Below are 13319 nucleotides of genomic sequence, written 5' to 3' on the forward strand. Positions count from 1 at the left end.
CCCCGGGGCCACCCATGCTCAGTTCCTGCCTTGATCTTCATTACAGGAGTCTCAGCATGCCCCAGTCCAACAGCATCAACCGCCAGATTCTGCTCGCCTCACGCCCGGTCGGCGCCCCGACCCCGGCCAACTTCCAACTGGTGGAAACCCCAATCCCGCAACCCGGCCCCGGACAGATGCTGCTGCGCGCCAAGTGGATGTCGCTCGACCCCTACATGCGCGGACGCATGAGCGACGCCAAATCCTATGCCGACCCGGTGCCGGTCGGAGGCGTAATGACCTGCGGTGCCGTGTGTGAAGTCATGCAATCCAACCACGACGGCTACGCCCCCGGCGATCTGGTCATGTCCTACACCGCCGGCTGGCAGGACTACTCGGTCAGCGACGGCACCATGGTGTTCAAGCTCGACAAACACATGGCCGAACCTTCGCAGGCGCTCGGGGTGCTCGGCATGCCCGGCTTCACCGGCTATATGGGCCTGCTCGACATCGGCCAGCCCAAATCCGGCGAAACCGTCGTAGTCGCCGCCGCCACCGGCCCGGTCGGCGCCGTCGTCGGCCAGGTGGCCAAGCTCAAAGGCTGCCATGTGGTCGGCATTGCCGGTGGCGCCGAGAAATGCGCCTACGCCGTCAATGAACTCGGCTTCGACGCCTGCCTCGACCACAAACAGGCCGACCTGGCCGAACAACTGGCCAAGGCCTGCCCCAAGGGTATCGACGTCTACTTCGAAAACGTCGGCGGCAAGGTCTTCGACGCCGTCATGCCCCTGCTCAACGCCCACGCCCGCATCCCTGTCTGCGGCCTGATTGCCCAGTACAACGCCACCGAACTACCTGCTGGTCCTGACCGCATGCCGCAACTTATGCGCCTGATCCTCAGCCAGCGCATCCGCATGCAAGGCTTCATCATCTTCGACAACTACGGCCCCTACTACCCCGACTTTCTCAAGGAAATGACACCCTGGGTCGCCGAAGGCAAGGTCAAAGTAAAAGAAGACCGCGTAACAGGCCTGGAAAACGCCCCGCAAGCCTTTATCGGCCTGCTTGAAGGCAAGAACTTCGGCAAACTGGTAGTCCAAATCGCCGACTAACCAACCCCACCCCACCCCACCACCCGGAACGCCCAAACACCGAAGCGTTCCGGGTTTCCTGGGAACGTTTGATCATAAAAAAGCCTCTGATATGTGCTCATAAAACTGTCGATCGACTTCACCGTCATGCTTCTTGACCGCACCTGTTAACAGGTGCTATTAATGGCACCAAAGAGTTGGTTAGGTGATCACTATGCAAGTGAAATTTTCTGAGGATGTCATTCCTCTATCAGACCTGAAGATCAATCCCGGAAAGGTAGTTGGTCGAGCGCAGGCTACGCATCGCCCCATCCTGCTTACCAGTCGTGGCCGCGGCATAGCGGTTGTTCAGGGCCTTGAGGATTATGAGAGAGCCGCAGAGGAACTGCGGTTCGTTAAGGCAGTGGCACGTGGGCTTATGGATGTACGCGAGGGCAACACCGTATCGCTGGAGGACGCGAAGAAAACATTGGGCATCAAGTAAATGGAATTACGCATCGCTCAGTCCGCTCTTGAGGACTTGCAGGCTATTCAGGAGTATTACAGAGAGCAGGACGTGCCATATATCGGTGACGAGTATGTGACTGCTATCCTCGGGCATTGTGAAATGCTTCAACGCCATCCTGATGCTGGCCGAGTTGTTCCGGAATTCAATCTGGATCAGGTTCGGGAATTGATTCACTCGCCATTTCGGGTTGTCTACCTCAGACAGGCCACCGAGGTTGTGCTCATCCGAGTCTGGCGGAGTGAGAGACAGCTTGAATTACCAGAAAGCGAAACATAACCAAGCTCGATTCCCAGACGATGATCTTCCCCCACCACCCGGAACGCCCCACCCCCCAAAGCGTTCCGGGTTTCCTGGGAACGTTCGAGCATCTGCTCGAACAAAGGCGAGCCCCGCTCGCCCCAATCTTCCCCCCTTGGCAACCGCCCCCTCGCAAGGCACACTGACATCATCCAACGCCAACGGCACAGCTCAATACAGGGAAGTTGATTGCATGAGCAAAACAGAGAAATCACACGATTACGCCGCCGCGTCCGCCAGGCCCGCACACCGTTCAAATACTTACATGTTAATCTCTGGAGCGTATGGATACCTACTGGCATGAAATAAGAGCCTATAAAGGTGAGATCGAGGATATAGCGGCTAAGCTGGAAGAGTTTCGGCGCGACCCATCCTGCTTCGCTAACAGCACCCATTTTGGGATTGGATTGAGCAATCGCGCCTTATTAATATTGGTCGGTATGTGTGCCCTCGTAGAAAGTAGACTGTATGAAATAGCGAAAGAGGAGCAGTCCAAGCATGCTTTCACAGTAGAGGACATCAACGGTCAGGGCATAACCCGACTTCAAAAGTACCTTGCAAGGTCAAAGCGAATCGACTTCGGGAATGTGCGTAAATGGGACAAATTCAAAGCCGCATATGAGATTAGGAATACCTTTGTACACAGCTATGGCGGCCTGGTTGAAACCAAGCTGCAGCCCAAGGCGCAAGAGGCACTGAACGCTCTAGGAATGCAGGATGCTTTATTTGGTCACCGAATTCGTTTTACCTTTACGCAGATGCGAGACATTCACGAGATCTTTAACGTAGTTTTAGAGGAGCTTAGAAATGTATAACCATCGGTAGCACAGCGACCATCACTATGCACCTGCGTGCTACGTTCTAGCGTGTGTGCTGGGCTTATGCGTAGAGTCCAAAAATGAAAGTGCCGTGCATAATCACTAAAGATTCTGAAACTAATGAGCGAGGGATTGAGCAAGAATTTACTCGCTCCACATGTATGCTTAGCGGATGCGGTTACCAGGTTAAGAGCTAGGGATTTCTGAAAAAACGCATATCGGCGCCTTAAATTGATGAAAAAAATGCCCTATGGGTTTCTCTAACTCCTACACTAACCCGTAAGCGGGTACCATACGCATAAGAATGTCTACTTTCTATGGTCAGGGCCAGCGATGGAGCGAGGTTGGTAGATATGGGAAAGAAGAAGCGGGATGCAAAAAAACAGCCAAGGTTCGAGTGGACGTATGCGGCGTTTTCTGAAAAAGCAACCGAAATCACGCTAACTTATGACCCCGCCACAGATGCTATTTCTTTCGCGCAGCCTGTCGAGAACACTTATCACCAAGTAAGCTACGAACGCTCCAAGGGTCCCAAGGTATTAAATCGAGTTCCGCTTCAAAGTAGAGCGCTGAAACTCAGCTCCAATGATGCCTTGGAAGGCTTCGATCTATTAGTTGCCATTGATACGAACACCAAGGTTATTAACGGATTAGAGATCTCGGTAACGGGCATCGTATTAGCTGTTTTGGTAAGTGACCCTGACTGCGGCTCGCGAGCCTTATCCTATCGGACCCCTTTCTGCTTAGAGTTCTCCGGTTTAGCAGAGCCGCGGGAGAAAATAGGCTGGGTCATGGCAATTAAAGAGCTCGCTTCTCACGGCCATCTACCTGCAAAAGGAAGGATCGGCATCGTTGTCGATGCTTATCTGGGTGAAATTCCGGAAATCAACGCACGCAAGAGAACCATTGTCGGGAGCTTAGCATTGCCTCAGAACTTTACACTGCTCTATGCGAGCTCTGATGTCGGCGGCGAATACGGGGTAAATACCTTAATTAAGCACGCGGACCAAGCATCAACACAAGTTCTGAATTATATGCAGGAAGGGCGGGCAGAGCCCGTCAGGCCAACGTTGTCCGGGCAACCATTTAAGGGATATCGATTAATTTTCGGCAAACAGGCGCCGAGCACGTGAGTTCATGTATCGGATACGGGGCAGCGCGTATAACCCGTCGACCAACCGGACGCTGAACATTGACGTCAACCATCCCAAGAGGTCAAGATTGGATATTCAAATTAGCAATGAAAACTCTGGTGATGCAGAAAAAATACATCAGATTACCGAGCAAGCGTTTTTAAATGCTCCGCATACTGGCCATACCGAACAATATATTGTTGATGCTCTTCGCCGCGCTGGAGCGCTAACGATCTCTCAGGTTGCCAGGGCTGACGGAGATTTAGTCGGCCATGTCGCTATTTCGCCAGTTACGCTTTCCAACGGTGCAGCAGGCTGGTTCGGACTTGGGCCAATATCTGTCCTCCCCGAGCATCAAGGGCGCGGCATTGGTTCCAGGTTAATGAAAAGCTCTCTTGCCTCACTTGAAGCAATGGGTGCGGCTGGATGTGTAGTACTTGGTGATCCTGCTTATTATGGTCGTTTCGGATTCAAGGCCGTCGATGGTCTGACTTATCCCGGCGTTCCTGCTGAGTATTTTCAGGCACTGTCGTTTACAGACAAATTTCCGGAAGGGGAAGTGTCGTACCATGAGGCATTCGCAGCCCAAGACTAACGAACGCAGGCACGGCGTTTTAGGATCAGCCGCATGATCACCGGAATCAATCACATCACCTTTTCCGTCAGAGATTTGAGCTCTTCAATCGAATTCTACCGTGACTTGCTGGGCATGAAGCTGCATGTGGCCTGGGATGCTGGCGCTTACTTAACAGCGGGCGATATCTGGATATGTTTGAGTGGCGGGATGCCTAAACCCGCCAACGACTATACGCATGTGGCATTCAGTATTGGCGAAAGCGAGCTTACTGAGCTGCGTGCCAGGTTAAAAAAGGCCGGGATTGAGGAGTGGAAGCAGAATACCAGCGAGGGCAATTCCGTGTACCTGCTAGATCCGAACGGGCACCGCATAGAGCTTCATTGTGGAACCTTGGCAACCCGCTTAGCTGAGCTGGAGAAATCACCCTATAAAGGGTTGGTCTGGTACTGAAACTGGACTTCCCCCGCGGCGCGGGCTAACACGGTCCTTGCCATTGAAAAATAACCATAAAGCTCGCCACCCTGCTCATTGCGGACACACCATGACCGATCTGTATTTTCAGAACCTGACCCATGCACTGCAGCAAGCAGGCGTGTGTACGCCGACCCTGGTGATCGACAAAGAACGCCTGGATCGCAACACCGACCACCTGATCGACGTCCTGAACCGCGGCTTTGATTATCGCATTGTCGCTAAATCCCTGCCGTCGATCCCGATGTTGCAATACATCATGCGCCGTACCGGCACCACGCGGCTGATGAGTTTTCACCTGCCGTTCCTGATGCGCCTGATCGAACACATTCCAACTGCTGATATTCTGCTGGGTAAACCTATGCCGATATGCGCCGCCCGGTACTTCTATCACTGGCATGGCCAACAGACGAGCATGGGTTTTGCCCCGGAACTGCAGTTGCAGTGGCTGATCGACAGCCCGCAACGGCTGGAGCAATACGAGCAACTGGCGCAGGAACTGAATATCCGCATGCGCATCAGCCTGGAAATTGATGTCGGCCTGCACCGTGGCGGCTTCCGCCCCGATAAGGACTTTACCCAAGCACTGGAAAAGCTGGCGGCCTCGCCTTGGCTGAGCCTGTCCGGCCTCATGGGCTACGAAGCGCACATCAGCAAAATTCCCGCCCTGCTCGGCGGCATGGGCGGTGCCTTGAACGCGGTGCGCAAACGTTACGCGGCCTTTGTCGACTTAGTGCGCCAGGTGCTGGGTGAGCAAGTGCTGCAGGGACTGTGTCTGAACACCGGTGGCAGTTCGACCTACCCGCTGTACGAAGGTGACAGTGTGGGCATTGTGAATGAAATAGCCGCCGCCTCGGCTCTGGTAAAGCCCTCCGACTTTGATGTCAGCACTCTGGAACACCACCTGCCGGCGGCGTATATCGCCGCACCGGTACTCAAGCGCGTGCACAATCCGGAAATACCGGAAGCACCGCTGCTGTCGCGGCTATTGCGTACCTTGGGTAAATTACCGCGCGAAGGTTGCTTTTTGTACGGCGGTAACTGGCTGGCCAACCCCTGCTACCCGAGCGAAGCCTGCATTCATCCGTTGCTGGGCCGTTCCAGCAATCAGGAATTCTATCAACTGCCGGCCGACTCGACCCTCCAGCAGGATGAGTATCTGTTCTTCCGCCCCTGCCAGAGCGAAGCCGTATTCCTGCAGTTCGGCCAACTGGCCGTTTACGACCAGGGCCTGATTACCGACTGGTGGCCAGTGTGCAGCTATCCAGATAACTTTCCATTAAACTTCCCCTGATACTGGGTGTACAGCCCCACCACACCGAGCAATAAACATGACTCACTTTGAATGGATTCTTATCTACGGATTAAACAGCCTGTTCTGGAAATGGATCATCAGTTGGGGTGGTGCAAACTGGGTTGAAGGCTGGAAGTCCTGGTTTCTGGTCAGCCTGCTCGCGCCAAGGTGGAGCGCTGAAGGCATAAGGCTTTTTGCCGTTACCGTATGGTTTTTCACCACGCTCTGGTTCATCGCAGGACTGTTCAGTGACCACGTGCGCAACTCCAATTTTTTACTTTAAAAATAAAACCCATATATTCAACAGACGACAACCAACTGTCGAGCAGGGAAATTTAAGGAGCCAATCCATGCATAAACCGGTGGTACAGGAAGAAGTCACAGGCTGCGGGATTGCATCGGTGGCCAATATCCTTGGCAAAACCTAGATGCTTAGGACTACGTGCTGGAAGAATAGCCCTCAAGCGTTGTCATCGGTGGAGTCTTCTATAAAAAGGGCCAAACAAGGCCTCTAGTGGTTTACGCCAGCACAACGCGTGGTTAGAATTCAAGTCCGCGGCTGCACATAAAATTCAGTCAATTTTTGAGAAACAAGATGATTGTAGAAAATGTGCTTCCTGAAAATTATGCAGAAATGCTTAATGTTTGGGAAAATTCAGTCCGAGCAACTCATGACTTCATTACAGAAGAAGATATTGAGTCCTTTAAACCAATTATCATTGAACAGGCTTTTCCTGCGGTCACACTGAGGTGTATTAAAGATGACGGTGATTCAATCTTGGGATTTGTCGGCGTCCACGACTCCAAGGTAGAAATGCTATTCATCTCAAATGCTGCCAGAGGAAAGGGTATTGGCAAAGTTCTATTGCGCTATGCAATCGAACAGTTAGGCGCTACCAAAGTTGACGTGAACGAGCAAAATCCATTAGCCGTAGGCTTTTACAAGCATATGGGGTTTACAGTTGTTTCTCGCTCACCACTCGATGATATGGGTAAACCATTTCCAATTCTGCATATGACGCTCTAAAGCTCGGTTTGTCGTAACCCGGTTTGCTAGAAGAAACGCCCAAGGCTAATAACCTTGGGCGTTTCCGTATACAGTAAGGCAATCGAGCCCAAAGCATCCGACTCAGGGAGGAACAGATGAAGGTCAAACGCATCGTCTACAACATTGCCACTGCTACCCCCTCAGAAGCCGAGAGCTTCTATTCCGCTATTTTTGGGCTTGACGTGGTGATGGATCATGGCTGGATAAGAACCTACAGCTCTAGCGAAAAGATGACTACGCAGCTAAGCGTGGCTTCGCAGGGTGGTTCTGGCACGCCGGTTCCCGACCTTTCCATAGAGGTTGATTGCCTGGAAACAGCATTGGAGCGCGTGAAGAACGCGAACATCAAGATTGAATATGGGCCAGCAAGCGAGCCATGGGGTGTCCGCCGGTTCTATGTTCGCGATCCTTTTGGGAAGCTTGTTAATGTATTGCAGCATGTGGATTACAAGGCAGTTTAAGGAGCCAATCCGTGCATAAACCGGTAGTACAGGAAGAAGTCACAGGCTGCGGGATTGCATCGGTGGCCAATATCCTTGGCAAAACCTATGCAGAGATGAAAGCCATTGCCAACGCCATGGGCATTCATGCCGCGGATACCTCGCTGTGGTCAGATACCCAGTATGTTCGTCGTCTGCTGTCCAGCGCCGGGGTTGAGACCTCCAGGGATGAAATTCCGTTTGATAGCTGGGAGGCATTGCCGAATCTGGCGTTGCTGTCTATCAAGCATCATCAGGAAGACGGCAAGAACTTCTGGCATTGGGTTGTGTTCAAGCGCATCGATGGTCAGCCCTTGGTGCTGGATTCGGCCAGTTACCTGCCTTCCAATGTGCGCCAGGATTTTGAGGCCATGCAGCCCAAGTGGTTTATCGAGATCAGCAATGCATGACGGCTTGGCTCAGGAGCAGCGCTGCTCCGCCAAACCTACCCTTCCCTACTACAAACCGCTAGAATGCACGCCGCACGCAGCCATGGTGGCTGTGGCAATGGGTTCCCTCACCCCATTTGATTCAAAAAGGACATCATATGCCGTTGATTCCCGTATCGGTCAACCGACAGGTTGTGGCCGGTCTTGTTGCTTTTCACATTCTTATCATCATTGCCAGCAACTACCTGGTGCAATTGCCGATCACGCTGTTCGGCTGGCATACCACCTGGGGCGCGTTCAGCTTCCCGTTTATCTTTCTGGCGACCGACCTGAGTGTCCGGCTGATGGGCAAGAGTGTTGCCCGACGGGTGATTGCCCGGGTCATGCTGCCGGCGCTGGTGGCATCCTATGTGGTGTCGGTGCTGTTCCATGACGGACGCTTTGGCGGGCTGGTGGCGCTGGGCGAGTTCAATGGTTTCGTGTTCCGCATCGCGCTGGCCAGTTTCCTGGCCTATGCGCTGGGGCAGTTGCTGGATGTGCAGGTGTTCGACCGCCTGCGCGGGTTGCGCCAATGGTGGGTGGCGCCGGCGGCTTCGACCGTGCTGGGCAATCTGCTGGATACCTATCTGTTCTTCTCGGTGGCTTTCTGGCAGAGCAGTGATCCCTTCATGGCTGCCAACTGGGTGGAGATTGCCACGGTTGATTATGTGATCAAGCTGGCGATCAGCATGGCGTTGTTCGTGCCGTTGTATGGGATGCTGCTCAATGCCATTGTGCGGATGGTGCCGGGGCGGCCGGTGACACAGTAATCCTAAGAGTCTGTATCGCGCTCGCAGAGCGCTCCTACCGGGCTTTGCCCCACTCGGTGAGAAGATCATCGGCATGGTTTACGTCACCGCGGGTACTGCCGATGATGCGCAGGGCGCTGTCGGCGCGTTCTGGCTGGAATACGAAGCAGGCACCGGCCCGGGCTTTCATGGCCACGCCGGCGTTGGCAATCATATCCAGATTGAAGCCCTTGCTGGCGGCGACCATCACGGCGCGGCGCTGCACGTATAAGGCTTCCAGGGTCTGATCGTCGAGGCAGGCTTCAGCCCAGGGCATGAGGGTGCGCAGGTCTCGCTGATCGAAGGCGTCCTGACTCTCGATCCTGGTGCCGCGCAGGCGCCAGTCGAGCAGTTTTTCGCCATCAAGGAACAGCTCGGCATGCCGGTGTTCGTGCATGGCGCCCACCACCTTGGCGACATACTCGCGCCGCCCCGGTCTGAGCGCCTGAGACAGCGCCACCATCAGCAGATCATATTGGTGGGTGCATTGCTGTTTGCCGTCGATATCCGCCAGATTGACCGCAATCCGCTGACGCAGCGGTTGACCAACAAACTCCTGCAACTTGCGTTCGGCCTGCGGGCAGATTGACCAGGGCGTGCGCCGCGCGTCACTGCTGACCGAGGTGATGCGCTGACCGTCATGACCGATGTTGAGGACGAAGAAGTGATGCTCGTCTTCCATCGCCACACGGCATTCGCTGGTGCTGACCTCGAAGATCACACGGCGATAGAAAACATGTGGTGAGTCAATGGCTTGCATAGCTTGAACTGGCACGATTCCGCTCCACTTGCCGGAAGTTTGTTGTGTCTGCCAGTCTACGCTGCCGGCCCGGGCTGTGAACGCCCGGGCCGGAAATTTGCCGCGATAGTGCTAAAACTCGACCGATATGCCACCTTTTTCCCGATCAGCCCGCCAATCGCACAGCCTCTGGCTGTAAGGCTAAGCCTACCGCATCGGCGCTGGTTTCCCGTCGCAGTTGATCGAACAGGGCCTGGGCTTCGGGGTAGCCGCGAGTGAGCATGCCCAGCCACTGCTTGAAGCGCCCGGGGGCGTGACGGTCAACCACCCGCTCGCGGACCTGGCGGTAAAACTCGAGCAGCCAGGGCTGCAGGCTTGCCCAGTCCAGCGGCTGGGCTGGTTCACCAACCTGCCATTGACGAATCTGCAGGGCCAGGTCAGGGCGTGACACCAGCCCGCGCCCGAGCATGACGTGCGCGCAGCCGCTGTCCTGGCGAATGCGTTGATAGTCCTCCAGCGTCCAGACCTCGCCATTGGCAATCACCGGTATGCTGACAGCCTCACGCACGCGGGCGATCCAGTCCCAGTGCACCAGCGGCTTGTAACCTTCGGTCTTGGTCCGCCCGTGCACGACGATTTCCGCGGCACCGGCATCGGCCAGTGCCTTGGCACAATCCAGGGTCAGGCTGGTATCGCTGTAGCCCAGGCGCATCTTGGCGGTAACCGGCACACTGGCGGGCACCGCCTCGCGCACGGCGCGGGTCAGCTCGAACAGCATCTGCGGTTCCTGCAACAGGACGGCGCCACCGCGGTGGCGATTGACGGTCTTGGCCGGGCAGCCGAAGTTCAGATCCACCACCGGCGCGCCAAGTTCAGCCAGCAACGTGGCGTTGTAGGCCATCCAGCGCAGGTCGGAGCCCAGCAACTGGGCGCGTACCGGGGTACCGCTTGGGGTCTGCCAGCCATGGTCCATTTCCGGCACCAGGCGCTGCACAGCCGGGCGATGCAGCGGCCCGCCGGTCACCCGGATAAACTCGCTGACGCACCAGTCGATGCCGCCGATGCGAGTCAGCACGTCGCGCATCGGCGCATCCACCAGCCCTTCCATCGGGGCCAGGATCACATGAGCGTTCACGCGTTGATACCGTGGCTGGCCAACAGATCGAGCAACTGTTGCTCGCTCCACACAGTTACCCCCAACTGTTCGGCCTTGGCCAGCTTGCTGCCGGCGCCCGGACCAGCAACCACGCAATGGGTCTTGGCCGAAACGCTGCCGGCAACCTTGGCGCCCAGGCTTTCCAGATGCTCCTTGGCCACATCTCGGGAGAAGGTTTCCAGGGTGCCGGTCAACACCCAGGTCTGGCTGGCCAGCGGCTGCCCTTCACCCGCCTCGGCCTTGGGGCTGTCCCAGTGCATGCCGAATTCGCGTAGCTGCGCTTCGATGGCCAGGGCATGCTGGCGCTTGGCGTCATTGCGGAACCACTCACGCAGGCTGCTTTGGGCCTTTTCGGTAAAGCGTTCGACCTGCTTGAGTTCCAGCCATTCGGCGTCCATCAGCTTTGCCAGACTGCCAAAGCGGCTGGCCAAACGCTCAGCGCCGGTCTTGGCAACACCCGGAATGTTGAGCCGTTCGATAAACTCGGCCAGGCTGACGCTGGCGGCGTATTCGGCGGCGATAGCGCCCTCTTCCTGCAAGCTGACTCCACGTTCGAGCAGTTGGCGAATCACCGTGCGGTTGTGCTCATCGGCAAAGAAGCTGTGAATCTCATGGGCCACTTCCAGCCCCACATCCGGCAGGTACACCAGCACCTCGGGCAGCGCCTGGCTGATACGCTCGAGCGAGCCGAGCGCACGAGCCAGCAACTTGGCGGTTTCCTCACCAACATCGGGAATACCGAGGGCGAAGATAAAGCGCGCCAGGGTCGGTTGCTTGCTGGCCTGGATTGAACTCAGCAGGTTCTTGCTCGACAGCTCGGCAAAGCCCTCCAGGGCGATGACCTGTTCATAGGTCAGCAGGTACAGATCAGCCGGCGAGCTGACCAGTCCGGTATCCACCAGTTGTTCAACGATCTTTTCGCCCAGGCCGTCGATGTCCATGGCCCGCCGTGAGACGAAGTGGATGATCGATTGTTTGAGCTGGGCCTGGCAGGTCAGGCGGCCGACGCAACGGTACACCGAGCCTTCGCTGGTGGTCTGACCAGCCTTGCCACGCTTGACCAGTTGGGTGCGCTCAACCGCCGAGCCACACACCGGGCAGTGCTCGGGGATTACTACTGGCCGGGCATCGGCCGGGCGCCGTTCAGCCACCACCTGCATGACCTGCGGGATCACGTCACCGGCACGGCGGATGATCACGCTATCGCCGATCATCAGGCCCAGGCGCGCTACTTCGTCCATATTGTGCAGGGTGGCGTTGGATACGGTAACGCCAGCCACCTGGACCGGTTTCAGACGCGCTACCGGGGTGACCGCGCCGGTGCGGCCCACCTGGAATTCGACATCCAGCAGTTCGGTAACCTCTTCCATCGCCGGAAACTTATGGGCGATGGCCCAGCGTGGCTCACGGGCGCGAAAGCCCAGCTCGCGCTGATAAGCCAACTGGTTGACCTTGAACACCACCCCGTCGATCTCGTACCCCAACCCGGCACGGCGCTCGCCGATATCGCGGTAATAGGCCAGGCATTGCTCTACCCCGTGTGCCAGCTTCAGTTCACGGCTGATCGCCAGGCCCCAGCTACGTAACTGCTCAAGAATACCGATCTGGGTGTCGGCCAGTTCGCCCTCGACCTTGCCGATGCCGTAGCAGCAGAACTCCAGCGGCCGGTTGGCGGTGATGTTGGGATCAAGCTGGCGCAGCGAGCCGGCAGCGGCGTTGCGCGGGTTGGCAAAGGTCTTGGCTCCGGCTTCGCGCTGACGCTCATTCAGCGCCTCGAAGCCGGCCTTGCTCATGAATACTTCGCCACGGACTTCCAGCACCGCAGGCCAGCCCTCGCCCCGCAGTTTCAGCGGGACATTGCGGATGGTACGGACATTGACGCTGATGTCTTCGCCGGTGCTGCCATCGCCGCGAGTGGCGCCGCGCACCAGATGACCGTTTTCATACAGCAGGCTGACGGCCAGACCGTCGAGCTTGGGTTCGCAGCAGTAATCAACTTCGGCACCACCGCCGAACAAATCGCCGTCCGGCAGGTCCAGGCCTTCACGCACGCGGCGGTCGAAGGCGCGCAGATCGTCTTCCTCGAAGGCGTTGCCAAGACTGAGCATGGGCACTTCATGGCGCACCTCGCCAAACTCGGACAACGCGGCACCACCGACCCGCTGAGTCGGCGAGTCCGGGGTGACCAGTTGCGGGTTGTCCGCCTCCAGCGCCTTGAGTTCGTTGAACAGGCGATCGTATTCGGCGTCCGGGATGCTCGGTTCATCGAGCACGTAGTAGCGATAGTTGTGAGCGTCGAGCTGTTCGCGCAGTTCAAGGACGCGCTGGGCCGGATCGGGGGTCTGGGTCATGGGTGTCAGTCAGCCGTGAATCGAAGGCGTGATTGTAGCAAGTGCGGGCTGGTTTTGCGGCGCTGGTATGGGGCTGATTCGCGGCCGCGGGCCGCTCCTACCGGGGCGTGGATGGTAGGAGCGCCTTGCAGGCGCGATGCAGTGCAGGCCGAAGAGGCTGAG

At 56.6% G+C, this 13319-nt stretch carries 16 protein-coding genes; 13 read left to right on the forward strand and 3 right to left on the reverse strand.

Features of this window, described 5'->3' with window-relative positions:
- Positions 1-56: 56 nt before the first annotated feature.
- From curA to BVH74_RS16100, 13 genes are all read left to right on the forward strand, one after another.
- A complete protein-coding gene (gene curA, locus BVH74_RS16040) occupies positions 57-1091 on the forward strand; it encodes an NADPH-dependent curcumin/dihydrocurcumin reductase (protein ID WP_080051076.1) in 1035 nt (344 codons plus the stop codon).
- A gap of 193 nt (positions 1092-1284) precedes the next feature.
- The gene (locus BVH74_RS16045) at positions 1285-1554 is read left to right on the forward strand and encodes a type II toxin-antitoxin system Phd/YefM family antitoxin (protein WP_080051077.1); all 270 of its coding nucleotides are present in this window, start codon (positions 1285-1287) and stop codon (positions 1552-1554) included.
- Entirely contained in the window at positions 1555-1854 is a 300-nt protein-coding gene (locus BVH74_RS16050) for a type II toxin-antitoxin system RelE/ParE family toxin (protein ID WP_080051078.1), read from the forward strand. It abuts the gene before it with no gap.
- A 305-nt stretch (positions 1855-2159) separates the two neighbouring features.
- A complete protein-coding gene (locus BVH74_RS16055; RefSeq protein ID WP_080051079.1) occupies positions 2160-2690 on the forward strand; it encodes a hypothetical protein in 531 nt (176 codons plus the stop codon).
- Positions 2691-3046: 356 nt separating this feature from the next.
- Positions 3047-3826: a hypothetical protein gene (locus BVH74_RS16060; protein WP_080051080.1), complete on the forward strand. Its 780-nt coding sequence runs from the start codon at positions 3047-3049 to the stop codon at positions 3824-3826.
- An 88-nt stretch (positions 3827-3914) separates the two neighbouring features.
- Positions 3915-4421, forward strand: coding sequence for a GNAT family N-acetyltransferase (locus BVH74_RS16065; RefSeq protein ID WP_080051767.1), 507 nt, complete (start codon positions 3915-3917; stop codon positions 4419-4421).
- Positions 4422-4454: 33 nt separating this feature from the next.
- Positions 4455-4853: a fosfomycin resistance glutathione transferase gene (fos, locus tag BVH74_RS16070; RefSeq protein ID WP_080051081.1), complete on the forward strand. Its 399-nt coding sequence runs from the start codon at positions 4455-4457 to the stop codon at positions 4851-4853.
- Between the two features lie 91 nt (positions 4854-4944).
- Positions 4945-6168: a DSD1 family PLP-dependent enzyme gene (locus BVH74_RS16075; protein WP_080051082.1), complete on the forward strand. Its 1224-nt coding sequence runs from the start codon at positions 4945-4947 to the stop codon at positions 6166-6168.
- A gap of 37 nt (positions 6169-6205) precedes the next feature.
- Complete coding sequence (locus BVH74_RS16080) at positions 6206-6451, forward strand: hypothetical protein (RefSeq protein WP_080051083.1); 246 nt, start codon at positions 6206-6208, stop codon at positions 6449-6451.
- A gap of 312 nt (positions 6452-6763) precedes the next feature.
- Positions 6764-7195: a GNAT family N-acetyltransferase gene (locus BVH74_RS16085; protein WP_080051084.1), complete on the forward strand. Its 432-nt coding sequence runs from the start codon at positions 6764-6766 to the stop codon at positions 7193-7195.
- Positions 7196-7311: 116 nt separating this feature from the next.
- Positions 7312-7677, forward strand: coding sequence for a VOC family protein (locus BVH74_RS16090; RefSeq protein WP_080051085.1), 366 nt, complete (start codon positions 7312-7314; stop codon positions 7675-7677).
- A gap of 11 nt (positions 7678-7688) precedes the next feature.
- The gene (locus BVH74_RS16095; protein WP_080051086.1) at positions 7689-8105 is read left to right on the forward strand and encodes a hypothetical protein; all 417 of its coding nucleotides are present in this window, start codon (positions 7689-7691) and stop codon (positions 8103-8105) included.
- Positions 8106-8242: 137 nt separating this feature from the next.
- Positions 8243-8893, forward strand: coding sequence for a 7-cyano-7-deazaguanine/7-aminomethyl-7-deazaguanine transporter (locus tag BVH74_RS16100; RefSeq protein WP_080051087.1), 651 nt, complete (start codon positions 8243-8245; stop codon positions 8891-8893).
- Between the two features lie 34 nt (positions 8894-8927).
- Here the strand turns inward: BVH74_RS16100 and BVH74_RS16105 are convergent, their stop codons facing one another.
- The 3 genes from BVH74_RS16105 to ligA form a co-directional block, all read right to left on the reverse strand.
- Entirely contained in the window at positions 8928-9686 is a 759-nt protein-coding gene (locus BVH74_RS16105; RefSeq protein ID WP_155121736.1) for a DUF2889 domain-containing protein, read from the reverse strand.
- Positions 9687-9816: 130 nt separating this feature from the next.
- Positions 9817-10758 carry a tRNA dihydrouridine synthase gene (locus tag BVH74_RS16110; protein ID WP_080051768.1) on the reverse strand — a complete coding sequence of 314 codons (942 nt, stop codon included), beginning with the start codon at positions 10756-10758 and terminating at the stop codon, positions 9817-9819.
- A gap of 23 nt (positions 10759-10781) precedes the next feature.
- Positions 10782-13157, reverse strand: coding sequence for an NAD-dependent DNA ligase LigA (gene ligA, locus BVH74_RS16115; RefSeq protein WP_080051089.1), 2376 nt, complete (start codon positions 13155-13157; stop codon positions 10782-10784).
- Between the last annotated feature and the right edge of the window lie 162 nt (positions 13158-13319).

This window comes from Halopseudomonas phragmitis, from assembly GCF_002056295.1.
Taxonomy (GTDB): domain Bacteria; phylum Pseudomonadota; class Gammaproteobacteria; order Pseudomonadales; family Pseudomonadaceae; genus Halopseudomonas; species Halopseudomonas phragmitis.